Origin of the sequence: Cupriavidus numazuensis (genome assembly GCF_905397435.1) — a bacterium.
GTDB lineage: Bacteria > Pseudomonadota > Gammaproteobacteria > Burkholderiales > Burkholderiaceae > Cupriavidus > Cupriavidus numazuensis.
Genome location: NZ_CAJPVI010000029.1, coordinates 1 through 26239 on the forward strand (window position 1 = coordinate 1; position 26239 = coordinate 26239).

Annotated in this window: 23 protein-coding genes; 5 read left to right on the forward strand and 18 right to left on the reverse strand. The window is 63.3% G+C overall.

The annotated features are described in order from the left end of the window. Nucleotides 1–91: 91 nt before the first annotated feature. The 4 genes from KHO41_RS22045 to KHO41_RS22060 form a co-directional block, all read right to left on the reverse strand. Nucleotides 92–1063, reverse strand: coding sequence for a Bug family tripartite tricarboxylate transporter substrate binding protein (locus KHO41_RS22045; RefSeq protein ID WP_211955417.1), 972 nt, complete (start codon nucleotides 1061–1063; stop codon nucleotides 92–94). Between the two features lie 77 nt (nucleotides 1064–1140). Beyond that, a complete protein-coding gene (locus tag KHO41_RS22050) occupies nucleotides 1141–2205 on the reverse strand; it encodes an isocitrate/isopropylmalate dehydrogenase family protein (protein ID WP_211955418.1) in 1065 nt (354 codons plus the stop codon). Nucleotides 2206–2220: 15 nt separating this feature from the next. Continuing rightward, complete coding sequence (locus KHO41_RS22055) at nucleotides 2221–2646, reverse strand: cupin domain-containing protein (protein WP_211955419.1); 426 nt, start codon at nucleotides 2644–2646, stop codon at nucleotides 2221–2223. A 41-nt stretch (nucleotides 2647–2687) separates the two neighbouring features. Beyond that, nucleotides 2688–3713: an amidohydrolase family protein gene (locus KHO41_RS22060; protein ID WP_211955420.1), complete on the reverse strand. Its 1026-nt coding sequence runs from the start codon at nucleotides 3711–3713 to the stop codon at nucleotides 2688–2690. 312 nt (nucleotides 3714–4025) lie between these two features. Between KHO41_RS22060 and KHO41_RS22065 the strand changes: the two genes are divergently transcribed. Further along, nucleotides 4026–4907, forward strand: a complete 882-nt coding sequence (locus KHO41_RS22065) for a GntR family transcriptional regulator (RefSeq protein ID WP_244873958.1) — start codon at nucleotides 4026–4028, stop codon at nucleotides 4905–4907. Between the two features lie 69 nt (nucleotides 4908–4976). Here KHO41_RS22065 and KHO41_RS22070 read toward each other — a convergent pair whose 3' ends face one another. The 7 genes from KHO41_RS22070 to KHO41_RS22100 form a co-directional block, all read right to left on the reverse strand. Then, nucleotides 4977–6374: an aldehyde dehydrogenase family protein gene (locus KHO41_RS22070; protein ID WP_211955421.1), complete on the reverse strand. Its 1398-nt coding sequence runs from the start codon at nucleotides 6372–6374 to the stop codon at nucleotides 4977–4979. A 71-nt stretch (nucleotides 6375–6445) separates the two neighbouring features. Then, nucleotides 6446–6748: a putative quinol monooxygenase gene (locus KHO41_RS22075; protein ID WP_211955422.1), complete on the reverse strand. Its 303-nt coding sequence runs from the start codon at nucleotides 6746–6748 to the stop codon at nucleotides 6446–6448. 12 nt (nucleotides 6749–6760) lie between these two features. Then, nucleotides 6761–7813, reverse strand: a complete 1053-nt coding sequence (locus KHO41_RS22080) for an Ldh family oxidoreductase (protein WP_211955423.1) — start codon at nucleotides 7811–7813, stop codon at nucleotides 6761–6763. A gap of 56 nt (nucleotides 7814–7869) precedes the next feature. After that, complete coding sequence (locus KHO41_RS22085) at nucleotides 7870–9324, reverse strand: CitMHS family transporter (protein WP_211955424.1); 1455 nt, start codon at nucleotides 9322–9324, stop codon at nucleotides 7870–7872. A 181-nt stretch (nucleotides 9325–9505) separates the two neighbouring features. Next, the gene (locus tag KHO41_RS22090; protein ID WP_211955425.1) at nucleotides 9506–9925 is read right to left on the reverse strand and encodes a cupin domain-containing protein; all 420 of its coding nucleotides are present in this window, start codon (nucleotides 9923–9925) and stop codon (nucleotides 9506–9508) included. A 429-nt stretch (nucleotides 9926–10354) separates the two neighbouring features. Further along, nucleotides 10355–11254 (reverse strand): GntR family transcriptional regulator, encoded by a 900-nt coding sequence (locus KHO41_RS22095; protein WP_211955426.1) that lies wholly within the window; start codon nucleotides 11252–11254, stop codon nucleotides 10355–10357. A gap of 111 nt (nucleotides 11255–11365) precedes the next feature. Then, the gene (locus KHO41_RS22100; protein ID WP_211955427.1) at nucleotides 11366–12367 is read right to left on the reverse strand and encodes a Bug family tripartite tricarboxylate transporter substrate binding protein; all 1002 of its coding nucleotides are present in this window, start codon (nucleotides 12365–12367) and stop codon (nucleotides 11366–11368) included. 293 nt (nucleotides 12368–12660) lie between these two features. Between KHO41_RS22100 and KHO41_RS22105 the strand changes: the two genes are divergently transcribed. Next, complete coding sequence (locus KHO41_RS22105; RefSeq protein WP_211955428.1) at nucleotides 12661–13728, forward strand: lactonase family protein; 1068 nt, start codon at nucleotides 12661–12663, stop codon at nucleotides 13726–13728. On the opposite strand, the gene KHO41_RS22110 is transcribed toward KHO41_RS22105, so the two are convergent. Beyond that, entirely contained in the window at nucleotides 13729–14895 is a 1167-nt protein-coding gene (locus KHO41_RS22110) for a M20 aminoacylase family protein (RefSeq protein ID WP_211955429.1), read from the reverse strand. A 178-nt stretch (nucleotides 14896–15073) separates the two neighbouring features. Between KHO41_RS22110 and KHO41_RS22115 the strand changes: the two genes are divergently transcribed. Continuing rightward, entirely contained in the window at nucleotides 15074–15544 is a 471-nt protein-coding gene (locus tag KHO41_RS22115) for an Lrp/AsnC family transcriptional regulator (protein WP_211955430.1), read from the forward strand. Between the two features lie 45 nt (nucleotides 15545–15589). Here the strand turns inward: KHO41_RS22115 and KHO41_RS22120 are convergent, their stop codons facing one another. The 3 genes from KHO41_RS22120 to KHO41_RS22130 form a co-directional block, all read right to left on the reverse strand. Then, a complete protein-coding gene (locus tag KHO41_RS22120) occupies nucleotides 15590–17179 on the reverse strand; it encodes an APC family permease (protein WP_211955431.1) in 1590 nt (529 codons plus the stop codon). A 106-nt stretch (nucleotides 17180–17285) separates the two neighbouring features. Then, entirely contained in the window at nucleotides 17286–18509 is a 1224-nt protein-coding gene (locus KHO41_RS22125) for a diaminopropionate ammonia-lyase (RefSeq protein ID WP_211955432.1), read from the reverse strand. 26 nt (nucleotides 18510–18535) lie between these two features. After that, nucleotides 18536–19807, reverse strand: a complete 1272-nt coding sequence (locus KHO41_RS22130; RefSeq protein ID WP_211955433.1) for a Zn-dependent hydrolase — start codon at nucleotides 19805–19807, stop codon at nucleotides 18536–18538. A 551-nt stretch (nucleotides 19808–20358) separates the two neighbouring features. Here KHO41_RS22130 and KHO41_RS22135 point away from each other — a divergent pair. Next, nucleotides 20359–21444 (forward strand): NAD(P)H-dependent flavin oxidoreductase, encoded by a 1086-nt coding sequence (locus tag KHO41_RS22135; protein WP_211955434.1) that lies wholly within the window; start codon nucleotides 20359–20361, stop codon nucleotides 21442–21444. Nucleotides 21445–21602: 158 nt separating this feature from the next. Continuing rightward, entirely contained in the window at nucleotides 21603–22364 is a 762-nt protein-coding gene (locus KHO41_RS22140; RefSeq protein ID WP_244873959.1) for an IclR family transcriptional regulator, read from the forward strand. A 28-nt stretch (nucleotides 22365–22392) separates the two neighbouring features. Here KHO41_RS22140 and KHO41_RS22145 read toward each other — a convergent pair whose 3' ends face one another. The 3 genes from KHO41_RS22145 to KHO41_RS22155 form a co-directional block, all read right to left on the reverse strand. Further along, complete coding sequence (locus KHO41_RS22145) at nucleotides 22393–23163, reverse strand: IclR family transcriptional regulator (RefSeq protein WP_211955436.1); 771 nt, start codon at nucleotides 23161–23163, stop codon at nucleotides 22393–22395. An 83-nt stretch (nucleotides 23164–23246) separates the two neighbouring features. Then, nucleotides 23247–24746: an aldehyde dehydrogenase family protein gene (locus KHO41_RS22150; RefSeq protein ID WP_211955437.1), complete on the reverse strand. Its 1500-nt coding sequence runs from the start codon at nucleotides 24744–24746 to the stop codon at nucleotides 23247–23249. 116 nt (nucleotides 24747–24862) lie between these two features. Continuing rightward, nucleotides 24863–26047: a CaiB/BaiF CoA transferase family protein gene (locus KHO41_RS22155; protein WP_211955438.1), complete on the reverse strand. Its 1185-nt coding sequence runs from the start codon at nucleotides 26045–26047 to the stop codon at nucleotides 24863–24865. Nucleotides 26048–26239 lie beyond the last annotated feature (192 nt).

Here is a 26239-nt window from a genome sequence, read left to right on the forward strand (position 1 = left end):
TGCAGCGCGGCACCCGTGCTGGGGTTATAGGTAGTAATGGTTTGGGTCATGGCTATCCTTCGGAAGACCAGTCAAAGGGTTGAGTAACGAGCTAGTCCGCTGCGACGTTCGTGGTCTTCACGACGGCCGACCATCGGGCCGATTCGTTGCGCATGAAGCGGGCAAGATCCTCGGGAGATCCGCCTGCGGGTTCCGCGCCCAGCTGTGCCAGCCGCTGCTTCGTCGCAGGCTCCTTGAGGATTTCATTGACCTGCGTATTGAGAAACTGGATGACCGGCTTCGGCGTGCCGGCCGGGGCCAGCAGCCCGTACCACGCCGGCGCGTCGAAGCCATTCAGGCCTGCTTCCGCGAAGGTCGGCACATCGGGCAGTTCGGGCAGGCGATGCGTGCCCGTCACGGCAATGGCGCGCAGCTTGCCGCCCTTGAGCTGCGGCAACGCGGATGCCGCGGTATCAAACATCATCTGCACCTGTCCGCCGATCAGATCGGTGACAGCCGGGCCACTGCCCTTGTAAGGCACGTGGATCATGTCGGCATTGGTCATGCTGCGGAACAGCTCGCCCGCCAGATGCACCGACGTTCCCTTGCCGCCCGAGGCAAAGTTGACCTTGCCCGGATTCGCCTTGATGTACTGGATCAAACCCTTGAGGTCCTTCTCCGGGAAAGCCTTCGTCACGACCAGCACGGTCGGGGACGTGGCAATCTGCACCACGGGCACGAAATCCTTCTCGGTGTCGTAGCGCAGCTTCCTGTAGACGAACGGATTGATCGACAGCGCCACCTGACCGAACAGCAGCGTCTGGCCATCGGGCGCGGCACGTGCTGCCAACTCATTGCCGATATTGGTGCCGGCACCCGGACGGTTGTCGATCAGGAACTGCGCCTTCGTCTTTTCGGACAGGCGTGTGGCGATATAGCGCGATACGTTGTCGCTGCCGCCGCCCGGTGCAAACGGCACGATGATGCTGACCGGCTTCGCCGGGTAATTGCTGTTGGCGCTGGCACCGCCGACGAGCGCCACGCTGGCGAGCGTTACCGCCAGCAATGACTTGAATGCGTGCATGCTGTCTCCGAATGTTCTTTTGGTGTCAGGAGGCGCCGTAGCAGTCGTGCCGCAAAGCGCCTCCCTCGAGGCGGGAATCAGGCCTTGGTGATGCGCTGCGCAACGGCCTTGCCGAATGCGGCGCAGCCCATCGTGCCGCCCAGGTCGGCCGTGCGCGTGGCGGGATTCGCCAGCACCTTGTCCACGGCGGCGTCGATGGCTTGCGCCGCCGCGACAAAGTTCGGCTTGTCACGGTGTTCACCGAGCCACTGCACGAGCATGGCGACGGACAGGATCATCGACGTCGGATTGGCCTTGTCCTGCCCCTGGATGTCCGGCGCCGACCCGTGCTGGGCCTGCGCGCAGCACAGCGAATCACCGGCCATGACCGATCCGCCCAGACCCAGGCTGCCCGACAGTTCGCTGGCCAGATCCGACAGGATGTCGCCATAGAAATTCGTCGCCACGATCACGTCGAAGCGCGACGGGTCGCGCACCAGGTAAGCCGTCGACGCATCGACCAGCAGGTCGTCGAACTTCACCTCGGGGAATTCGGCCGCCACCTTGCGCACTTCACGCAGGAACAGGCCATCGGTCATGTGGAAGCTGTTGGCCTTGTGGATCGCCGTCACGTGCTTCTTGCGCTTCATTGCCAGTTCGAACGAACGGCGGGCGATACGCTCCGAGCAATGCGCGGTGATCTTTCGCACCGAGATCGCCATGTCTTTCGACGGCATCATCTCGCCCCAGCCTTCGTACATATTGCGGTCGGGATAGAAGCCTTCGGTGGCCTCGCGCATGATGACGAGGTCCATGTTCCTCGCGCCCTTGCCCAGGAAGTCGCGCGAACGCGACGGCCGCACGTTGGCATACAGGTCGAGGTCGCAGCGAAACGCCGCAGAGATATTGCGGCCGCCCTTGTCCGGGGTCGGATAGTCGGCGTGGGACTGGGTACCGAGGATCACGCCGTCGTACGAAGTGGCTTTGTCCAGCACCTCCTGGCGCAGCGTGGTGCCGTGCTTTTCGAGGCTGGTGAAGCCCACGTCTTCATAGTCGTACTGCAGGCCCAGATCGAAGACCTGGTCGGCCTGCTTCAGCACGTCGATGGAGGCAGCAACGATTTCGGGGCCGATGCCGTCGCCCGGGAGAACAAGAATGCGCATGATGGAATCTCTGAGTTAAGCCTTGGGGGTCTGGTGCTCGGCCGATACGGGGCGCGTCTCGCCGCTATCGACCAGGGTGCGCGTGGCGTCGGTCATGGCGTAGATCCACAGGATCTTCATCGGCGACGTCTTCGACAGGTTGCGGAAACGGTGCGGCACGTTGGGCGGAATGAACGTCGTGTCCAGCGGCTTGAGCCGGTATTCGAGGCCGTCGATGTCGAGCATCGCATCGCCCTCCACCAGCACGACGCTTTCCTGGCAGTTATGGCTGTGGAACGGGATCTCGACGCCGGGCGCGAACGACGTGTAGCCGGTGATGAAACTGTCCGAGCCAATGGACTTGCCAACCAGCGGCGTCGTGCTGGCGCCACCGCCTCGGTCATAGTTGGGCAGTTGGTCGGGCTTGAGCAGCACGGCGCCCGATGGGGTCTTGATGGTCATGGTGAAACTCCGGAGGGATTGCTGGATCGGTGAATGCGGTGTCAGGCCGCCGCGCGGCCAAAGCCGTAGAGCCTGGCCGGGTTGTCGACGAGAATGCGTTGCAGCAGCGCAGGGGTATTTGCCCAGCTCGCTAACTGGTCCAGTGCGCGTCCGGCATCCTCTTTGCGGAACGGCTCGATTTGCTCGAGATTGCCGGACCGGTTGCCCGAGCTGCCCGTGTGGGGCCAATCGGATGCCCACACGAGCCGGTCCGGCCGCGCCTGGATCAGCGCCCGGGCGAATTCGGTGACATCGTCGAAGCCAGGCGCGCTGCGCGACGCGCGATACGGAGCCGACAGCTTCACGTAGGCGTTACCGCGCTTCACCAGTTCGACCACGCTTGCGAACGCGGCCTTCTGTTCGTCTTTCTTGTAGGTCTTGATGCCGGCAAAGTGATCGAGCACTACCGGCACCCTGAGGGCGGCAATATCCGTAGCCAGCTCGGCAATCACGTCGACGTCCGCATAGACCTGCACCGCCCATCCAAACGGGCCGATCAACTGCTCCGCACGCTTCAGCTGCGTCAGCGCGAAGTCGTGGTTGCGCTGGCCGCTGACTTCCAGGTTCAGGCGAATCCCGCGCACACCGTGGCCATGCATGGCCTGTAGCGCTGCGTGTGTGGTTGCCTCCAGATCGATCACCGCCACACCGCGTGCCCGCTCACCAAGCCTGCCCAGCGCATCGAGCAGCGCGGCGTTATCAAAGCCGTAGACACTGGGCTGAACCAGCACGATGCGGTCGATGCCGAGGCGCTGCTCGAACGCAATCAGGTCTTCAACACGAGCCGCGCCCGGCGTGTACGACCGCCTGGCGGCAAACGGAAAGCGCGCGCCATCGAAAACGTGGACATGGCAGTCACAGCTCCCTGCGGGCAGCTGGAAAGTGGGCACGCTGACGTGGCGAACGAGATCCGGGTTCACAGTGGTTCCTTGTATGGACAGGCCAGTTGCATCGGCCGCCAGGGCTTCGAACAGGGAAAGTCCGCCAATGGCCGCAAGGCCCGCCTGAAGCACTTGTCTGCGCTGCACTGTTGTCTCCTTGTTTTGGATCGCACCACCGTCCGGTGACGCGATGTTTGGTATTTTATAAATTCAAAGAACCGTGTAAAGGGTTTTTTGAGCAAACAAAGAACCAAGGAACAGGGAAGAAGCCGGCCAGACGTTGCGGCGCAACGCTTTGCGGGTAATTTCCGTGGTTTACCCGCAGGCAGCCTCAGTGCGCGCTGAATGTGACGCGTAGCAGGCGCTCCGGATCGACGGAGTCGCGTGGAACTTTGGATTACCAAAAGACCTTACGAGGATGTGATAGCATCAGCCAACCGGTTTGGAACGCTTTTCCCCATGGCCCGCCAACTCGCCGACGTCCTTGCGGCAAACATTCACCAGTACATTTCCGCCGCCGGCATGGCGCCGGGCACTCGCCTGCCCGAGCGCGCGCTGGCCGAGCAATTCCGGGTATCGCGGTCGCCGGTGCGCGAGGCGCTGCGCCGTCTGGCGACGCAGTCCGTGGTCATCGCCCACCCGGAGGGCGGCTATGCCGTCGCTGAAGGAGGCCCGGCCGTGCCGGCGAACGGCCACGAGCCCGATGCCGCCCAAGGCGACGACAGCGAGGCGGTTTACTTCAGGATTGCGGAGGAACGGCTCAACGGCGAACTGCCCGACCGCTTTACCGAGAATGAAATGATGCGCAGGTATGGCATCACGCGCGCCCAGCTGGGCGCGATCCTGCGCCGCATGACACAGGAAGGATGGGTCGAACGGCTGCCCGGCCACGGTTGGATGTTCTTGCCCGTGCTGACTTCCGCGGAGACCTACAAGCAGGGCTACCGCTATCGCCTGCTGATCGAGGCCGCCGGCATCCTGGAGCCAACCTTCGAGCTAGACCGCGAAGCGCTGCTGCGCTGCCGCGCCGAACAGGAAGCGCTGGCCAACGGCGGCGTCCACACCGCAACGGCGGCCGCCCTGTTCGATGCCAACAGCCGCCTGCACGAAACCATTGCCGCCTGCTCGGGCAATGCGTTCATCCTCGAAGGCTTGCGCCGGCTGGACCGATTGCGCCGGCTCATGGAATACCGCAAGGCAGTCGACCGCGACCAGGCCGAACGGCGCTGCCGAGAGCATCTGACGCTGATCGACATGCTGCTCGCTGGACAGCAGGAGGCGGCGGCAGATTTCATGCGGCTGCACCTGCGCAATGCGGTGCGGGAGAAATCCGATAGCTAGTGGTATCGGATTTACGTCCTTCCTGCCTGCGTGCTTGCACAACAGTCGAGTGCAAGCACGAACACCCGATCAGTTTGTTGCGACGGACCAGTATGTCCTGGCGTTCATGAATTCCCGGATACCCGCTGCGGCCAGCTCGCGCCCATATCCCGACTTCTTGGTGCCGCCGAACGGGATGCGGGCATCAGATGCCGTAATGGCATTGATGAACGCGGCACCGCTGGTGATTTGCCGGGCAACGTCCAGGGCGCGCTGGTTTGAACCGGCCCACACGCTCACCGACAGCCCGAACGGCGTTGCATTCGCCAGGCGAACCGCGTCGGCATCATCCTTGGCGATGGCGATGGCGGCCAGCGGGCCGAAGGTCTCTTCGTCAAACGCGGCCATGCCTGGTTGCATGTTGCCCAGTACCGTGGCCTCGTAGAAGTTCCCCGGTCCATCGACGGCCTTGCCGCCCGCAAGCAGCACCGCACCGGCATCCAATGAACGACGGACCTGTTGATCCAACGCGTCACGCAGGTCCGCACGCGCGAGCGGCCCCATCTGGGTTGCCGGATCCATCGGGTTGCCGACGACCAGCTTCTGGGTGCCTTGAACAAATCGCTCGACAAACGCCTTCGCAATGGCTTCGGAGACGATGAACCGCTTGGCGCAGACACAGCTCTGTCCGGCATTGTGGAAGCGCGCCTTGACGGCCGCGGCCACTGCCGCCGGCAGATCCGCGTCGTCCAGCACGATGAACGCGTCCGAGCCGCCAAGTTCGAGAACGGACTTCTTGGACGCACGCCCAGCCGCGGCACCCACGGCCGCACCGGCACGGTTCGATCCCGTCAGCGTCACGGCAGCGATGCGGTCGTCCTGAATCAGCCCGTCAATGACCTGCGGAACCTGCGGTTCAGCCACGACCAGCGTGGTCACAAGGTGCTTCGGCAAACCCGCGTCGACGAACAACTGTTCCAGGGCCAGCGCGCAGCCCGTAACGTTGGGCGAATGCTTCAGCAGAACGCCATTGCCGGCAGTGATGGCCGGGATGGCAAAGCGCATGACTTGCCACACCGGAAAATTCCACGGCATGACCGCGAGTACGAGGCCGATCGGCTCATAGCTGACCCACGCATCCACGCCGTCGATGCTGACCGGCTCATCGGCAAGGATGCGTTCGGCATTGTCGGCGTAGTACAGGGCGGTGACCGCGGACTTCTCCATTTCGCCGGCGGCCTCGGGCACTACCTTGCCCATTTCGGCGGCGATCAGTTCGGCCATCGACTGGCTTTGACGGCGCAGTTCCTCGGCGAGGCGGCGCACCGCCGCGACGCGGACTTCCAACGGTTGCTTTCCCCATGCCAGCGCAGCAGCATGCCCGGCATCCACGGCACGCTCGATCTGGTCTGCAGTCCAAGCGTCATAGGTCTGAAGCGCGGCACCCGTGCTGGGGTTGTAGGTCGTAATGGTATTGGTGTTGGTCATGGCTATCCTGTCGGCCAGTATCGTTCGGTACGGATGTCCCGCGGCAGCCTGCGCGCGGGTGCAACATGTCTTCAGGCGTGGTGGAAGAGCCGATCGCAGATCGTGTTGATCTGGCTACCCTTCACGACGCAGCGGTCCGCGGCCTCGCGCCATTTCGCAAAATGCGGTGCCGCACGATGGGCGTCGATGGCCGCCGCGTCGTCGTACAGCTCGTAAAACATGAAGTGATGCGGGTTCTTTGTGTCCTGCGTCACGTCGAAGTATTTGCACCCGACTTCATCGTTGAACGTGCGCTTGGCGTTTTCCTTGATCGCGGCAAGGAACTCTTCGAGGCGTTCGGGGTAGATGTCGAGGGAAACAATCAGGGCGATCATCGCAAGGTCCTTTCAGGTGTTGGCAGTCGGCAAGGCCGTGCCGGTCTCGGCCGCCAGCTTGGCCATGCTTTGCCAGGTGGTGTCGGCAAGCGAGATGCCTGCCTCGTTCAGTTGCGCGGTATTGCGGTCCTCCAGTTCGCCCGGAAAGAAGATCTCTTCGATGCCGTGGGCTTTCGGTACCGCCTTGACTTCGTCGATCAACGCTTCCATACGCTGCTCGAAGTCCGCAAGCGCCATCGTCGAGTTGATATCGATCGTGATCAGCAGGTGGCCGCAACCACTCGGGCGATTGGCCTCATACGGGCCCGCGACGTTGGAACCGAAGTGGCTGCCAGTGAGGACGCCCGCGAGCACGTCCATCATGAAGGAGATGACGTAGCCCTTGTGACCGGCCATCGGAAGGATCAGGCCGTGAATCGCCTCCTTGGCGTTGGTCGTCGGCACACCCTCCTCATCTGCCGCCCAGGTGTCAGGGATCTCGACGCCGCGCTCCGCGGCGAGGTAGATCTTCCCGCGAGCGACTGCGGTGTTGGCAATGTCCATGACCGCGATGCCACGGCTGCCGGCCGGTGCAGCGATGGACCACGGATTGGTACCGATGCTTTTTGCCTTGCCACCCCAAGGGGCCATTGCGGGACTGGCGTTGGTGGCAAGAATCGCCACGCAACCTTGCTTAGCCGCCATGCGCGTGAAGTAAGCCGCCGTACCGAAGTGGTTCGAATTGCGCACGCCGACCGCACTGATGCCATGTTTGCGGGCACGATCCACGCCGAGTTCCACGGCCTTGGCGGAAAGCACCTGCCCAATCCCATGCTGTCCGTCCATGACCGTGACCGCACCGCCATCCATGACGATCTCGGGTCGGGTGACGGCGGTCATGACGCCGCTGCGCAGGCGCTCGACATACCAGGGCAAGCGAAGCATGCCGTGCGACGAGTGTCCCCACAGTTCCGCGACGACGAGACTGTCGGCCAGAAGGTGAGCGTCTTCCGACGGGACGCCGAGCGATTCGAGAACCGCTGTTCCGAAATGCGTCAGGGCTTCGGCGTGAACGGTGGTTGGCATGTCAATCTCCAGATAATGCGATGTTTCTGTAGTGGCCTGCGTTGCTAGCAAGCCGGTCAGATCGGATAGGCGCCAGTCAAGCCGCCCGCGATGAGCATGACCAGACCCACGGCAACCGCGCGCCAGATCGTCTTCCGGGCATGCTCGCCAAGTTCGACCTTGGCCAAGCCCGCGAGCAAGAGAAATGAAGGAACCAGCGGACTCGATTGATGCAACGGCTGGCCAACGATTGCCGCCCGCGCCATTTCCACGGCCGAAATCCCGTAGTGGGAGGCAGTCTCGGCAAGGATCGGCAGCACGCCAAAGTAGAACGCGTCGTTGCTCGTGAAGAACGTCATCGGAATGCTGATGACCCCGGTCACGATGGCGAGATGCGGGCCCCAGGACGCCGGGATGATGGCCACGAGCCATTTGGCCATGGCTTCGACCATCCCACTTCCGCTCAGAACGCCGGTCAGTACTGTTGCGGCGAAGACCATTCCCACGACACCAACAATGCTCGATGCGTGCGATTTGATTTGATCCGCCTGATCGGCAACGCGCGGGAAGTTGATCACCAGGGCAACCGCCACGCCCAGCAGAAAGACCACCGGCGATGGGATGACCTCGACCACAAGCAACGTCATGACGCCCAACGTCAGCAGCGCATTGACCCATGCGAGATGTGGGCGTGCATTGGGACGCTGAAGGATATGACCGTCGCTCGAGAACGGCGCGGAGAAATCATCCTGGACGTCGCGCTGCGCGGCGGATGCATCCGCTCGCACCGATGCCATGGCGCCATGCGGGAACGCCATTGCGGCGCCGGATACGTTGCTAAATCCCGTGGAGGCCGCAACCGCGACCGGGCGCTTGCTGCCCGCACCCAGCAGCCCGGTGTCCGGCTGAATCGCCAGGTAACCGATACGCGCACGTTCCGAACGACCCAGCAGGTAGGCGAGGAAAAGCAATGCGCACACGGACATGAAGATTGCGGGCGCCATCGGGACAAAGATGTCGACCGGGTTCAACTTGAGCGCCGCTGCGGCGCGCGCTGTGGAACCTCCCCAGGGCACCGTGTTGAAAATGCCATTCGCTGTTGCCGCAATGCACGTCAGCACCCATGGGCTCATGCCCAGGCGAAGGTAAATCGGCAGGAAGGCCGACGTGACGATAATGAACGTCGTGGAGCCGTCACCATCGAGGGACACGATTGCCGTAAGCAGTGCGGTACCCAGGGCCAGGCGAACCGGATCGTTGTGGACGAACCGCAAGATCAGCCGGATGAGCGGATCGAACATGCCGACATCAATCATCATGCCGAAGTAAATGATGGCAAAGAACAGCAGGCACGCGGTGGGCGCTACGGTCTTGATTGACTTGATGATCGACTGACCAAGGTCCAGTCCCCCGCCCGCGACAAGGCCAAAGATGATCGGCACCAGGATGAGCGCAGCCACCGGCGTCAGCCGTTTGGCCATGATCAGGGTCATGAATGCGGCAATCATGCCGAAACCGAGAATTACCAACATCGTTGTCTCGCGTTTGTTCTGGACCGGCCTGTGGGCCTGACGAGAGAGTTTCCCGCCGGCTGGTCACATATTTGAGGGTGCAGGAAAACTACGCCCCGGCGTCATCCGGGTCGGTTCCTTGCGCAGCGAGGTCTGAGGCTATCCGCCGCAGACCTGAAAGGGAGCGATTAGCGTTGCGCGATCAGTGCTTGCCGTGCTCTGCGGCTACGGGGTTCGTTGCTCCCGTCTCGGTCAAGGTGCGCGTAGCGTCGACCGTCGCGTAGATCCACATGATCTTCATGGGCTCTGTCTTCGACAGATTGCGGAAGCGGTGGTTGACGTTCGGCGGAATGAAGGTCACGTCGTGCGGCTTGAGCAAATACTCGAGGCCATCGATATCCAGGATGGCCTCGCCCTCCATCAGCACAACGCTCTCCTGGCAGTTGTGGCTATGGAAGGGAATCTCCACGCCTGCGTCGAACGACGTGTAGCCGGTGATAAAGCTCGTCGTGCCCAGTTCGCGCGACACCAGCGGCGTGGTACGGGCCCCACCACCACGCTCATGCGTCGGCAAAGTTTCGGGCTTCAGGAGGACGGCGCCGGAAGGGGTCTTGCTGGTCATGCTTTGTCTCCGATCTGGATTTGCGCGGTCGGCTGCGGATGAGCAGGCTGCGTGGGGGAAATGGCGATGCGGAGCTGTTTGGCCGCGCGCCTTGCACTGTCGCAATGTCAATCTGCGACGATGCGTTGATTGATCGAAGTATAGCTTTCTGTGATTACAAAATGCAAAAAGGAAAACGTAAGCGTTTACCCTTGATTGCCAGTGGATAAGGCAAAAGCAACGAGTGCAGCCGGTGCGTCGGATGGCACGCGGTACACTTTTTGCGACCAAAATTGAGTTTGGAGGAGCCGGCGGAAACGCCGTCGCGGTTTGGAAGCGACGATGTGGGAGAACGCCTGCGAACAACAGGCGGGATCGGGTCAGACTAATGCCCGTAGATTGCCTTTTGAAGCAAGGAACAGCAATACAAACAGAGTATCGACTCGTGGGTCAAGCCGCGCTCTTGAACACGGATTTGCTGCGCACCTTTCTCTGGCGCGCGCCCTCAAGATGCTCCCGCATCAACCCCGCCGCCTTCAGCAGATCTTGCGCGGCGATGGCTTCGAGGATAGCCAGGTGCTCGATCGCCTGTTCCTGGCGCGGTTTGCGGTCCTTCGCTTGCCCGTATTCAACCAGCCGCCGCAGCGAGTCCATCCGCTTGATGGATTGCACAAGGAAGCGATTGCCCGACCATTTGGCGATGGTTTCGTGAAACCGGCTGTTGGACTCGAACAGCTCGATCGGGGTCATGGTCTTGTACCCGCCATCGACGATGGCGCGTTGCTGGCGCCGCAGAGCAGCCAGTTCCACGGGATCGGCGCGAAACCACGGGCTCAGCAGCCCGGTTGGCTCCAGAGCCGTACGGTAAAGATAGCTTTCCTCGTAGGCCTGTGCGGAGTCGATCATCGGGAGGAAGGTCCAGCCATGTCCAATGGACCGCTCTACCCACCCTTCCTCCTGGATCCTGGAAAGCGCCTTCCGCAATGCGCTGCGCGCGACATTGTATTGCCGCATCATGTCGGCTTCGGTGACGAAGTCCGGCAGCGCACCGCTCAGCCGGTCTTCCGCGATCTTCAGATGCAGCGGGTCGTCTGGCTCCTGCGAGAGCTCCTGAGCGATCGCGGACAGATCCGCGGCGTCCTTGTCGAGGAAGAAGCCGCGATTGTGGTCATGGACGACCGCCCCCACCTCAACAAGATAGCGCAGTGCCACATTGACGGGTGACCGCGACACACCGATCCGCTCGGCCAGAACGCTCTCGGCAAGGTGATCGCCGGCGCGAAGCGCATCCAGGCGCGCCAGGGCGACGATTTCGCGTGCCACGCGCGTTTGCAGTTGGGAGAGATTCATGGTTCGACCGGCGGTGATGGGCAAGGCCGCCGAGTCGTCTGGCGCACCCGGCGTGATGGTTCACATGGCATTTTGCCATGACGTCCGCCAATCGCCCACGGTGCCGCATGATCAGTCGATGCGCATGCCCAACTGCTGGATCAGTTTGGACCACTTGTCGTTCTCCCGGCGAATCAGCGAGGCGAACTCTGCCGGGCCGGCTGCCGTCGGCTCATAGAGCTGGCTGCGCAGCTTGTTCGCGTTGTCGGGATCTTTCAGGCCTGCCAACAGGGCCTGGCTCAGCTTCTGCGTCACCGCCGCCGGCGTACCTTTCGGCACCACGGCGCCGGCCCAGGAAGTCGCCTCATATCCCGGCACTGCTTCTGCCAGAGCCGGCACGTCGGGCAAGGCGCTGGCGCGCTTTGCCGATGTGACGGCCAGAGCCCGCAGCTTGCCAGCCTTGATGTGCGGCAGTGCTGCAAGCGGGTCAGCGATACAGGCATCCACCTCGCCGCCCAGAACCGCCACCACCGCCGGCGCGCCACCTTTGTAGGGGACATGGACCAGGTCGATCTTTGCCAACGATTTGAGCATTTCGCCGCCGAGGTGGTTGCCGCTGCCATTGCCAGCAGAGCTGTATGCGAGCTTGCCAGGTTTGGACCTGGCCAAAGCAATGAACTCCTGCAGGTTCTTTGCCGCCACGTTGGGATTGACCACCAGGATGTTGGCCACGGATGCCATCCACACCAGCGGCTCAAAGTCGCTCACCGAATACCCGGGCCGCGAGTAGAGATGCGGGTTGAGTGCCATCGTCGACAGATTGACGAACGTCATCGTGTAGCCGTCCGCCGCGGCACGAGCGCCGGCGACTGTGCCGATGTTGCCCGCGGCGCCCGGACGGTTGTCAATCACGATGGGCTGCCCCAGCACGCCCTGCGCTTTTCCCTGGACAGTACGACAGAGCAGATCCGCCCCGCCACCCGCAGCCTGCGGCACGATGAAGGTGATGGGCTTCGAAGGAAAGGCGCTCTCGGCCATCGCCAATCGAGGCGACATCGATGCAACGCCAGCCAGAGGCGCTGCCAGGATGCCTTGCACGATGGACCGCCGGCGTTGATTGGGCACGGACGTCATGATGTTGTCTCCTTTTGAACTTGTTTACATATCGCGTTTTATGATCATAGAATGCATTAAAGGCAGCGACAACGAGTCCAGGATTTACAGCGCGAGATATATGCGTCATGCGGCGCTTTCAGATGGAAACGTAGGGTATACATGCGTCCAATTGCTCAATCCTCACAGAGCAATTGGCGAAACCAGCAGCGCGGTTGAGGGCTACCACGTCGTACTGGCGCATGGCCACGTATTGCCTTTACAGATACCTAAACGCATTCGAACATCGATACGCGTACGAATCAGGAGGAGACATGCCAACCATCGCTTATACCGGTTGCCGCACGACGGCTCAGCGCAATGCCAGAGGATGCGGGATAGAAGTTTTCGCTGTCGATGAACAAGGGAACTGGGTACATCGGCAGAGCGTTGGCGACCTGGTCAATCCTTCTTTCCTGCTGGTCGACCAGGAGCGGCATCGTCTTTACTGCGTGCATGGGGACGAGAGTGAAGTCAGCGCCTTTCGCATTGATGCACGGAGTGGCGTGCTGACAAGGCTTAACACGCAATCCACGCAGGGCGCAAACCCCGTTCATCTTTGCCTGACCCAAAGCGGCGACAGTCTGGTCGTCGCGAACTACGCAAATGGAACGGCCGTCGCGCTTCCCGTGGAGAAAGACGGCCGCCTCGGTCTTGTTGCAAGCACACTTCGATTCACTGGAGACCCTGGCCCACATGCCAGCGAGCAACGCGGTCCGCATCCGCATCAAGTGCTGAGGTTGCCAGGGACAGACCGCTTCGTTTTTCCGGACAAGGGCACCGATTCCATATGGTTCGCAGAGTACGATTCCGCACGCCAGGCATGGAGACCAGACTCTCTTCTGCGACTCGACGCCAGCCCCGGCGCGGGACCGCGGCACGGCGCCCTTCACCCGACTCGCGCTCTGCTGTACATCGTCAACGAGCTGGACTCGACACTGGCGACCTACCAGCTCAGCGGCCAAACAGGATGCGAACTCATCACCATGTCAGACCTTCTTCCGGGCGGCTTCACCGGGCACAACCAGTCGGCAGGCATTGCCCTCGATCGAACGGCTGAGCGTGTATTTGTCAGCAATCGCGGGCACGACACGATTTCGATGCTGGCCATTGACCCCGCGACCGGAATTCCGCATCTGAGCGGTTGGGTGCCAAGCGATGGAAGAACGCCGCGATTCATCACTGTGGACGCGGCGCAGCGCAATCTGGTGGTGGCCAACGAAGGCTCTGACGCGATCAGCCTCTTTCCGATCCACGATGTCGCGTCGCGCTACGCGCTTGGAACGCCGCGGCGAGCGGTGAATACCGGCAGTCCGACTTGTGTGGCGTTCCTGTCGCTGTAGTCAGCCCACCAACGACAGCCGCGCGATTTCCGCAAAGTACTGTGCGCCGATAGTCAGCACGTCGTCATTGAAGTCATATCGGTTGTTATGCAGCGGTACGCCGCCCGGCGTCCCGGCTTCGCCATTGCCGATGAAGACGAAGGCCCCGGGGACGGCCTGCAGAAATGCGCCGAAGTCCTCGGAAATCATCATCGGATCGACAGCGCCGTTGACGCGATCTTCACCGACGATATTCCGCGCCGCTTCCAGCGCGACTGGCACGCACCGCTCCCAGTTCACGGTCGGTGCGAACTCATGGGTGTACTCGAAAGTGCACGTGGCGCCGTGCGTGCGGCAGATGCCTTCACTGATTTCCCGCATCCGGGTTTCGAGCAACGACTGCACCGCGGGCGTATAGCTGCGCGTGTCCCCCTTGATGATGACGTTCGTCGGAATCGCGTTGCGGATGCCGTCGGTGATGAACTCGGTGCAGGAAATCACCGCCGGCTGGCTCGGGTCCAGGTTTCGGGAGACGATGGTCTGCAGCGCCAGGACGATTTCCGCGCCGATCACGATGGGGTCCACACCCATATGCGGCCTGGCCGCATGGGTTCCCTGCCCTTTCACGTGAATGACGAAATTGTCTTCGCTGGCCATGATGCCGCCCACGCGGGTGGCGATGTTACCGACCGGTAGTCCCGGCATGTTGTGCGCCCCGTAAATGGCATCGACAGGGAATCGCTCGAACAAGCCATCCTGCATCATCGCCTTTGCCCCGCGGCCATGCTCCTCCGCCGGCTGGAAGATGAAGCGCACCGTTCCGTTGAAGTCGCGCCGCTGCGTGAGCAGCCTGGCGGCGCCAAGGATCATCGCCATGTGGCCGTCGTGCCCGCACGCATGCATCTTCCCTTCGGTCTGCGAGGCATGATCGCGCTCCGGCGCATTCTCGTGAATCGCCAGCGCATCCATGTCGGCACGCAGGCCGATGACGCCCTTCCCGTCGCCGACGCGCAAGCTCGCGACGAGCCCGGTGCCGCCGATGCCGCGATGCACCTCCATCCCCATGCCGGACAGCAGTTCCGCCACGAAATCCGACGTCCTCAGTTCCTCGAAGCCGGTTTCGGGATGGCGATGCAGCGCGTGACGCCAGGTCTGTAGGAGGTCGCGAAGTTTGATGTCAGCGTTCATGTGAATCCTTTGGGTAAGTCAGGCCGGTGCGGGAATCTTACGAGCGGCTCGCTGCAAAGTTCGGGCGTTGTGGCCCGTCGAAGCGAAACGTTGTTGCGTGGAACGGCCTAAAATTCCGTGAAGCTCCCGTTCCTTCCGGGTGAAACTTGCGCGCAGCGCAATCACAAGGGCGAGAACCATGCCACTGCAACTCGATGCATACGACAAGAAGCTGCTGCAACTGCTTCAGGCCAACAACAAGCTCTCCCAGCGGGATCTGGCGGACGCCGTCAACTTGTCGCCCTCGGCCGTCAACCGCCGTATCGCAGCGCTCGAGGCCGAGGGCGTCATCATGGCGAACACCGCCGTGGTGGATCCCGCCAAGGTCGGCAAGCTGATCACCGTGCTGGTCGAGGTCACGCTGGAGAATGAAAGGCTCGACCTGCTCGATGAAGTGAAGAAGCGCTTTGTCGAGTGTCCGCAGGTCCAGCAGGTCTATTACGTCACCGGCGACTACGATTTCCTGCTCGTGCTCGCGGTCACGGATATGACCGAGTATGAACGGCTCACGCGGGAACTCTTCTTCGTCTCGGGCAACGTCAAGAACTTCAAGACACACGTGGCCATGCAGCGGTCGAAGGTGAGCCTGGGCGTTGCCATCGAGTCCTGATGGTAACGGCGGCGGGCGTGCCGGAACGCACCCGCCTCCCATCGCTCAGGCAAATTCGCTCATCGCGGTAGCACCACTCTCGGCCAGGTACGACGTTCTGCGGCCGCTTCGCACGCCCCAGCGGTAGAACACGAGACCGACCGCGGCAACAGAAGCCAGATCCCAACCCGGCGGGATGACGCCAATGCCGCCAAACTCCTCCCCGCCCAGAAAGGACATCAGCGCTACGGTGGGCAGGTACAGGATGAACCACCAGGCCGATTGAAGCTCTGCGCCAAAGCCGCGCCATCCCGCCCTGGCCTGGTAGTACAGGTACAGCGGCAACGCGGCGACCATCAGCACGATGACCTGTCCGGTCAGTGGCCACCTGGCCCAGTAGAGCACGAGCGTCGCACAGACGAAGGCAAACGGTGCGATCACCGACATACCGCGGATATGCAGGGGCCGCTCGATGTCGCTGGCGTGTTCGCGCAGCGCCATCAGGCTGACGGGGCCGCTCAGGAACGAGATCACGACGGCGACCGAGATCACGGCAGCCAGCGCGCCCCAGCCGCGGAAGAAGAACAGGAAGATGAACGATACAGCCAGGTTGAACCACATCGCTTCCCGCGGCACGCCGTAGATAGGATGCGTATTGCCGAAGAGCCGGGGCATGGTGTCATTGCGCTCCATGGCGTGGATCATGCGCGCGGTGGTGGCCGTGTAGATGGCACCCGTGCCGGACGGGCTGATGAATGCATCCACGTACAGCATCATGGCCAGCCAGTTCAGGTTCAAGGCCAGCGCCAGCTCGGCGAACGGGGACGTGAAGTCCAGATGGGACCAGCCCGCGCGAATGCTGTCGGGACTGACCGCGCCGATAAACGCGACCTGCAGCAACGCATAGATGACCAGCGCGACGAGGATGGAACCCACGACCGCGAACGGGATGCTTCGCGCCGGATTCCGTGCCTCGCCGGCCAGGCTCACCGGACTCTGGAAGCCGTTGAAGCTGAACACGATACCGCTCGTGGCCACTGCGGTCAGGACCGCCGACCAGCCATAGGGAGCAAATGCCGCACCGGTGCCAATCGCAAAGTTCTCGGTATGGAATCCGCCCCACACCAGGCCAGCTACGGTCAAGGCCGGCACCGCAATCTTGAAGACCGTGATGGCTGAGTTCGTCTTCACGAAGAGCTTCACGCCCCAGTAGTTCAGCAGGAAGTACACGACCACGAGCGCAGCGCTGGCCACCAGGCCCGGCGATGTCAACTCGCCTTTGGCCATCAGCCCTTGCGCCCAGGGGTACGGCCACGACGCCATGTACTGCACGGACGCGATGGCTTCAATCGGGATGACCGAGACGATCGAAATCCAGTTGGCCCATGCACTGACAAAGCCGACGAGCGAACCGTGGGAATAGCGCGCGTAGCGAACCATGCCGCCGGATTCCGGGAACATGGCGCCAAGTTCCGCGTAGGTCAGCGCGATGGCCAGAATGACCACCGCGCCAATCACCCACGCCAGGATGGCCGCGGGGCCGGCAATCTTCGCGGTGTGCCACGCTCCGAACAGCCAGCCGGAGCCGATGATCGAGCCGAGCCCTGTGAACATCAGGGAAATAGGCCCGATACTGCGCTTCTGTGTCGAACTCATTGTTGTCTCCATGTCGTAGGGGCGCACGTCTCCCCGACGATGAGGAAGGCCTCATCGTCGCGGTGGTGCGCTTCTAGGTGGTGCGTAAGGCGGGGTGCGGGTTGAATCAGCGCGCGAGCCAGGCAGCCTGGCGCGCGAGCACGGATTCGTGCGGCTCGCCTACCAGTTGCCGGTAGACGGACGGTGCCGTCGCGCCTTCGGTGTTGATGACCAGCACATGGGAACTGGCGTCAAGTCCCGTCTCTGCCGACAGTGCCTCGTTCGCGCGAAGAACGGCCAGCCCGGCCATGCCGGCTGCACCGGATTCGCCAGCCACGACGGGAACATCGTCGCGTTGCTTGCCAGCCAGCTGATGCATGGCAGTGACGGCGTCGTCATCGGAAATCGTCATGAAGACGTCGACGCTGTTCTCAAGAAAGCGCCAGGCCAGTGGCGAGGTTTCACCGCAGGCGAGCCCGGCCATCACGGAATCGACGGAACCTGTCGCGGCGGCTGCGCGTCCTTGCAGCGCGCTTTGATACAGGCAATCCGCCTGCACCGGCTCCACCACGATGAACGTTGGCCGGTGCTCGCCAAAAAACTCCCAGAAGTAGCTCGCGATGCCCGCTGCCAGCCCGCCCACACCGCCTTGCAGCAAGACATGCGTGTACGGACACGGCTGGCCGGGAGCCACGTTCCCCTGCGCAAGGATCTCTGCCGCAATGGCGCCATAGCCTTGCATCACGTCACGCGGAATGTCCTGATAGCCCTCGTACGAGGTATCCGAGACCACCGTCCAATTGTTCTCCGCAGCCAGGCGTGCCGCTTCCGCGACCGATTCGTCGTAGTTGCCGGCAATACGCACAATCCTTGCACCATAGGCAGCGATCGCTTCCTCGCGTTCCTGGCTCACATTGGCGTGCAGCACGATCACGCATTGGCAGCCAAACGACCGGGCTGCCGCGGCGAGCGCGCGGCCATGGTTGCCGTCGGTCGCGCTGATGACCGTGAAATCCTTCAGCAAGTTGGCATACTTCCCGTCGATCAGCGCCAGCGCATCCAGATTGCGCTCGGGGAACATCCGGAGAATCAGGCGAACCAGCGCAATCGGCGCACCAAGTGCCTTGAAGCTGCCAAGCGGAGAGCGCACGGATTCGTCCTTCACGCTCAACCGGGCGATGTTCAGGCTCGCCGCCAGCGCGGGAAGCTCGCGCAACGGCGTTGGCCCGGCAGTCAGCTGGTCCCAATGAGACAGCCATGTCCGGCTGCGCTCGGCTTGCTCGATGCTCATGATCGAGCGAAGCTCGGCAGGATACGAAGCCCGACGGGCAAGAGGATTCTTTGTCAGCATGGGTAAGTCCGGTATCGATGGAATGGTCACGCCTGCGATTGGCCGAGGCGGTTGAGGACGACGTCGAGCAGCAGTTCCGCGCCCATGACGAGTTGATCGTCATCGGTATGCTCGCGCGGGTTATGGCTGATGCCTCCCTTGCTCGGGACGAAGATCATTGCTGCGGGAGCGATGCGGGCAATCATCTGGGCGTCGTGGCCGGCGCCGGATGTCATGCGCCGGTTGGTAAAGCCGAACCGCTTTGCCGACGCCTCGATGGCGGCCACGAGATCCGCGTCGAATACGACCGGCTCGAAGCGCGCGAGGCGCTCGGTGGTCACCTTCACGCCTTCGCGCTGCGCTATTTCCTCCAGGAAACCGGCAAGGCGCTGCTCGGCTTGCTTCAGTCTTTGCTCGTCCGGGTCGCGCAGGTCGATGGTCAGGGTGGCGCGGCGCGGGATGACGTTGATGACGTTTGGCTGCACACTGAGGCACCCCACGGTGGCCAGCGTTGTGCCGCCGGAACTCAGCGCCAGCTCGCGCAGGAACGTCACGATGGATGCCGCGACCAGCCCTGCGTCGTGCCGCAGATGCGTCGGCGTCGTCCCGGCGTGGTTGGCATTGCCCTGGATGTTGACCTGCTGCCACGAGATGCCTTGCAGGTTCTCGACCACACCAATCTGGACGCCCTCGGCTTCCAGAATCGGTCCCTGCTCGATATGCAGTTCGACGTACTCGTGCGGCACGATCGCGCCAGGCTCCATGTCTCCCGCGTAGCCAATGCGCGCCAGTTCGTCCCCGAGCCGCGTTCCGTCCGTACCGGTTGTGTCCAGCGCGGCTTCGACGCGGAGACCACCCGCGTAAACGAGCGAGCCCATCATGTCGGGCTGATATCGGATGCCTTCCTCATTCGTGAAAGCGCCGACCATGATGGTACGCGCCGGTACGACGCCAGCCTCCCGATATGCGCGCGCCACAGCCAGTCCCGCCAGTACGCCATAGCAGCCATCCAGCGCGCCTGCGTTCGTCACCGTGTCGATGTGCGATCCCATCATGAACGGCGCCTGGGTACCGTCGTCGCGATCGGAGCGCAGCACACCGAACACGTTGCCGATGCGGTCGACGACGACTTCGAGTTCCAGCTCGCGCATCCACCGGACAACGAGGTCGCGGCCTGTCTTCTCGTCGTCGGTCAGTGCGATGCGGGTGCGGCCGCCGGCGTCCGGATCTGCGCCGACTTCACCAAGCTCCCTGAGCTGGCGAAGCAAGGTGGCGCCGTCCAGCCGCGGGCGGCGCTCATTGGTTGGGGTGTGTGACATCAGCATCTCCATTTATCTCTCGCTCCGTGACTGGCATCTCGGCTCGTGGCCGGCGCAGACGCGGAATGGATGTCTGGAATGCTAGAGGGTTGTGGTGCAACGGGCGCCCGATTTGGGGCGCAGCGATGCAACAACGATGCGTTGTCGTCCCGAAGCGGCTACGGCGCACGTTCAGGAGCGTGATGTGCCGCAGCCGCTTCCTCGAACAACCAATCCCGAAAGGCCGTCAACCTCGGCAGATCGTCCGCCGGCGAAGCCGTCGGCGCCATGACGCTGCGCGAGTGCGACGCTCTCCCTCCACGCCGTAGATAGAGAACAACGGTATCGCCGCCCGAGAACGCTCGCCGGCATTCCCGCACACCACCACGGTGTCGGCAATCGCGAACACCGACGTTCGTGCCTTTCGATTTGTCCGCAGCCCTCCCCCTCGCTACATTGCAACGGACGGAGGCTGTTCGACCCGGACAGTCCTTCACGGCGCGGCTCAACCGCGCATCGAACTGCGCCGCCGCGGATAGCGGCCGGCAACAATCCAAATATCGGAGGGACCTGTGTCTACCTTGAAGACGCCGCTGTGCGACCTGCTCAATATCGAATACCCCATCCTCCAGGCCGGCATGGGCGGCGTGGCGTTCGGCCCGCTGGCGGCCGCCGTCTCGGAAGCGGGTGGTCTGGGAACCATCGCCGCCATCTCGCCGACGCCGGAACGCGTCGAACAGGAAATCAAGCTCGCGCGCAGCCTGACGAAGAAGCCGATCTGCGTCGACATCGGCTTTCCCCTGCGTGCCCCGAAAGAGAAGTCCGACGTCAACCTGCCGGAGTTGCCCGGTCCACTCAAGCAGCTGCAACAGGAAATCGAGGCACTCGGTGTCGAGGTCAAACCGACCGACGACCAGGCCATGAGCATTGACGATGCGCGCGCCAAGCTGGAAATCTGCTTCAAGCACGGCGTGGAAGTGATCGCATGCGCGCTCGGCACGCCGAAATGGGTCGTCGAGGAATGCCATGCGCGCGGCGTGAAGGTGATCAGCCTCGTGGGCCGTGCCTCGCACGCCGCGTCGGCGATTCGTGCGGGCACCGACATCGTCGTAGTCCAGGGCACGGAAGGCGGTGGTCATACCGGTGATGTGGGCCTCATTACGCTGCTGGCCGAAGTGCTGGAGTTCTCGACTGTTCCGGTGGTTGCGGCCGGCGGCATCGTCAATGGCTCCCAGATTGCAGGCGTGCTGACGCAAGGCGCGCAAGGCGTGTGGGTCGGCACGCGCTTCATTGCCACGCACGAGTCGAGCGTCGGGCCGAACTACAAGTCATCGCTGGTCGAGGCGGAGAACGACAGCACCATCCGCTCGCTGCTGTTCGATGGCCTCTATGTCCGCCAGCTGCAGAACCGCTTCACCGAGGTGTGGGAAGGCCACGAGAACGAACTGCAACCGTATCCGATCCAGCGCATCGTCGTCGCGCCGGCACGCTTCGCCGCAGCGGCAGCCGACCTGAAGGATCATCAGCCGCTGCCCGCCGGGCAAGGCTCGGGGTTGATCCACGACCTGCTGCCAGCCGGCGCGGTCCTGCATCGTCTGGTCGAGGAGACCGTGACGGCGCTCAGGCAGTCGCGCGATCGCATCGGGCTGGCGGCCTGACAGTCGTGTGATGCATCGGGGCTTGTCTCGCTCTTCGCTGTGTGGACGATGCCCCGGATTTTGAACAGGTCATGCCGGCCGGGAGGATGGCGATGCTGACAGAGTTCTGTTCCACAGGCGCTCCGGCGCCTGTTTCCCGTTCTACACCCGCTGCGCCCGTGATACAGACGCTGGATCGCGGCCTCGAGGTCCTGCGCGCGTTCCGCGCCGAGCGTACGCCGATGACGAACGCCGAGCTGGTCCGGCGCACCGGCCTGCCGAAAGCCACCGTCTCGCGGATGACCACAACGCTGGTCGCACTCGGCTTTCTCCGGCGCGTGGGCGGAGGTCCCCGATTTGCACTGGCAACCGGCGCCCATCGCATCGGCCAGACCTATATCGAATCGAGCCCGGTCGCACGGTGCGTAACGCCATTCATGCAGGCGCTGGCCGACCGCCTCCGCGTCTCCGTCTCGCTGGCCATACCGGATCGGCTCGACATGCTCTACGTCGCGCAATGCACGAGCGCGCGGATCGCCACGCTTCGCATCGGCGTTGGCTCCTTGCTGCCGATGGGCTGGACTGCGAGCGGCCGCGCATGGCTCTCTGGCCTTCAGGCCGAAGTGCAGGCACGCTACATCGCTTCTCTCCGGCAATCGGCAGGACCGCGCGCCGATAACATGGAGCAAGGCATTCGGGCTGCCTTCGACGAATTGAAGGCTACCGGTGTCTGCACGTCGTTCGGCAATTTCCAGCGTGGCGCATTTGGCATTGCGATACCGGTCACGGTGGGTCGTTCCGACACGCTGATGGCGCTCGCCTGCGGCGCGGTCGATCCGCAAGCCGACACTGCGGCCATCGCGTCGCGAATCGCGCCAGAACTGGTCGCTGCGTCAAAGGCGCTGGTCGACCTGTTGCGCGATGTCGACGCGCAGCCGTAGACGGAAAACGCCCACTCTGCCGGCAGCGCTACGCTTCCCACCGCTCCCGCAGCGCTTCCGCCATCGCTATCAACCGCGGCGCCAGCTCACGCTCGATCCTGCTGCGCGCCATGCGCGCGCTGCGACCGATGCAGGCCAGCGCGACCGGTGGCAGGCCGGGAACACATACCGGCACCGCGAGCAATACGAGCCCAGGTTTGTCGATGATCGCCGACACGCAATAGCCGGCGTTGTGCAACTGCGAAATGCCAGCGGCAATGCGCCGGCGCCGAGACGGCCAGTCGTTGCCGCTCTTGCGTTCCACGTTACCGAGCAGATAGAAGCGCTCGGACTCGGGCAGCGCGGCCAGCAGCGCCCAGCCCATCGGTCCCGCGCATAACGGCATACGCACGCCGGCCGACAGCCCCGGGTCAAGCAAGGCATGCGCGCCGACCTGCGCATCGAGCACCGTCACATCGAGTTTGTCCCGTGCACCCAGCACGACGCAGGTATCGGTCGCCTCGGCGAACGCTTGCATCGGGACGCGGGCGGTGCTCACCATGTCCGTCGGCATGATGGCCGCATAGCCCAGCGATAACGCACCGGCAGCAAGGCGGCACTTCTTGTGGATGGGATCACGATGGAGATACGCGAGCGAAACCAGCGACTGGACGATGCGTGCGACCGTAGGGACCGGGATGCCGGTCAATGCCGCAAGGTCGCGATTGGTCATCCAGTGACGGTCCGCGGTGAACGCACCGAGCACCGCCAGTGCCCGCGCAAGGGGGACGATGCGGATGTCTGGGGAATCGTCCGGCATGGTTGCCTCACGTGGCTGCCGAAAGCGCGGATACCAGCGCAAACCGGCAGTCGTCGGATCAGTGCTGAGCGCTGGCCAGGCGTTCAGGCGTCGAGGTTGAAACTGATCGTCTTGAGTTCCGTGAAGGCCTCGATGGTCGGCCATCCGCCTTCGCGCCCGAGGCCGGAACGCTTCACGCCGCCCATCGGGGCATTTGGAATACTCGCGTAGCCGTTGATGCCGACCGAACCACTGCGGACCGCGCGCGCCACGCGCAACGCGCGGCTCACGTCGGTCGTATAGACGCAACCGGCGAGACCGTACTCGCTGTCGTTCGCGATCCTGATTGCTTGCTCTTCGGTCTCGAACGGAATGACGCTGAGCACCGGGCCGAAGATTTCCTCCCGCGCAATCGTCATGCCGTTGTCGACACCGGCGAATAACGCAGCGTTGATCCAGTTGCCGTTGGCGAGTTCTCCACCCGGCGTATCGCCGCCGAACATCAGGCGTGCGCCTTCAGCCTTGCCGCTTTCGACGTAGCCGAGAATGCGAGACACCTGCCGCTTCGAAATGATCGGCGCGGAAGTCGTCTCGGGGTCGAACGGATTGCCGAACCGGACCTTCCTGACCTGCTCGCCGGCGTGGTACAGGAATTCGTCGAGGATCGAGACATGCACGACCGCGCGGGACGGTGTCGAGCAGACCTGGCCGGACAGGAATGTCGAGCACAGGCCCATCAGCGACGCCGCCGTGGTGGCGACACTGCGCGTATCGGGGAACACCAGTGCAGCGCTCTTGCCGCCGAGCTCGAGCGAAAGCCGCTTCATGTTGGCGCCGCTCGCCATCAGGATCCGCTCGCCGGTTGCCGCGCTGCCGGTGAAGGTCACCTTGTCGACACCGGGGTGCGACGACAGCGCAGCGCCCGTCTCGGGGCCGCCGGTCACGAAGTTGAACACACCGGGCGGCAGGTCGCTCTCCGCGACGATCTCCGCGAACCTGCGCGCGGCGAGATTCGTGTACTCGGAAGGCTTTACCACCACCGTGCAGCCGCAAGCGAGCGCCGGTGCCACCTTCATCGAGAACATCAGCAGCGGCGCATTCCACGCGAGCACCGCACCGACCACGCCGACCGGCTCCCGGAAGCTCATGTAGTGCATGTTCGACGCACTGGAGAACTGCGGATAGGTTTCGCCGTTGATCTTGTCGGCCCAGCCTGCGTAGTGATCGAACACGTCCGCCGCGGCCTTGGCCGAGACGCGGGTGTTGCGGCTGAAGTGAAACGGAATGCCGTTATCGAGCGTCTGCAGCTTCGCGAGTTCGAGCTCCGATTCATACAGCCGGTCGATGATTCGCTGCAGCATCCGCTTGCGGTCCTGCGCCGGCATGCGCGGCCACGGGCCTTCGTCGAATGCGCGCCTTGCCGCCTTCACGGCCAGATCGACACCACGCGCGCCCGCATCGGCGAACGTGGTCATGACTTCATTGGTGGCGGGGTGGATCTGGTCGAAGCGCGCCCCCTCCCACCCATGCCAGGCACCATCGATGAACAGGTTGCCGGGGCGGACTTGCAGTTCATCCCGAACCGGGATCAGGCTGAAGGACATCGCATCGTCTCCGATCTTGTGGTTTTCGTCGATGCTAGCGGACCACCGGCCGTGCTCTCAAGTTCTCGCTTGCGATCCCCCTGTTCGCCTGCCGCGACACCAGCCTGCGTCGCCCGTCAAACCACCCCTGCCTGGCGCAGCGCCAGGATCTGCGCGCGGTCGTAGCCGACCTCGGCCAGCACTTCATCGGTGTGCTCGCCGATGGTTGGTGGCCGACGCTCCACTTCAGGCGGCGTACGCGACAGCACGGCCGGGGGCGCGACGATGGGTGCCTTGCGAGGCAAGCCCGGATAGTCGGTCCATACATAGGCGCCCGACGCCTGTATCGACGGATCATCGAGCGCCTCGCGCGGCGAGTAGACCGGTGCGGCCGGAATCCTGGCCTGCTCAAGTTGCGACAGCGCATCGGCCCGGGTGCGGGTGGCACACCACTCCCCCATCAGCGCGCTCAGGTATTCGCCGTGGCTGCCGCGGCTCAAATCGTCGTGGAAGCGCGGATCGTCGGCCAGATCCGGCTTTCCTACCAGCGCACACCAGCGCCGGAACAAGGGCTGGCCGATCGCCTGCGCGATGATCCAGCCGTCTGAGGTACGGAAGATGTCCGATGGCCCGTACGACGGGCTGCGGTTGCCGGTTGCCTGGCGGTTGATCGCCAGCGTGGCTTCCTCGATCAGTGCGCCGCTCGACAGGTTCAGCGCCGTGCGCAACAGCGACGCTTCGACGCACTGGCCACGACCACTCACGCGCCGCTCGTACAGCGCCATGACTGTTCCCAGCGCACATGAGAGCGCGGTGGAGAAGTCCACCACCGGCACCATCGCCTTGGTGGGACTGTCTGGCGTGCCCGACATGTACACCGCCCCGCTCAGCGCTTGCCCGACACCATCGAAGCCGACGCGGTGACCGGCGCCTTCATGCGAGCCGAACGCCGTCGATGCGGTGAGGATGATGTCCGGCTTGATCGCGCACAGCGTCTCATAGTCGAGCCCCAGGCTCTTGAGGCTTCGGGGCGGCATGTTGGCGACCACCACGTCGGCGGTTTCCACCAGCCGGCGCACCACATCGCGGCCTTCCGCGCTGTCGATGTCGAGCGTGATGGAGCGCTTGTTGCGATTTACCTGGAGGAACAGCGCGCCCTCGCCAGAATCCGTCACCGGCACGATGAACCGGTCTTCGCTGCCGCCAACGCGATCGATGCGGATGACATCGGCGCCGTAATCCGCCAGCAATGCCGCGCAGAAGGGGCCGGCGATGAAGCGTCCGAAATCCAGGACGCGGATACCTTCAAGAACCTTCGACATCTTGTTCCATTCCATGCGTGATCGACCTGCTCCCGGTACCTCGCTGGGAATGCGGTCTTTGCGCAGATCGTGAACGGCACGCCAGCCCGCGTCAACGTAATGCCAGCCAACGTTCCGTGCTTCGATACAGACGCAATGCAATGTGCAGTCCCATCGGTTCTGGCGCGCTGAGCATCCATCCGAACCGCTGTA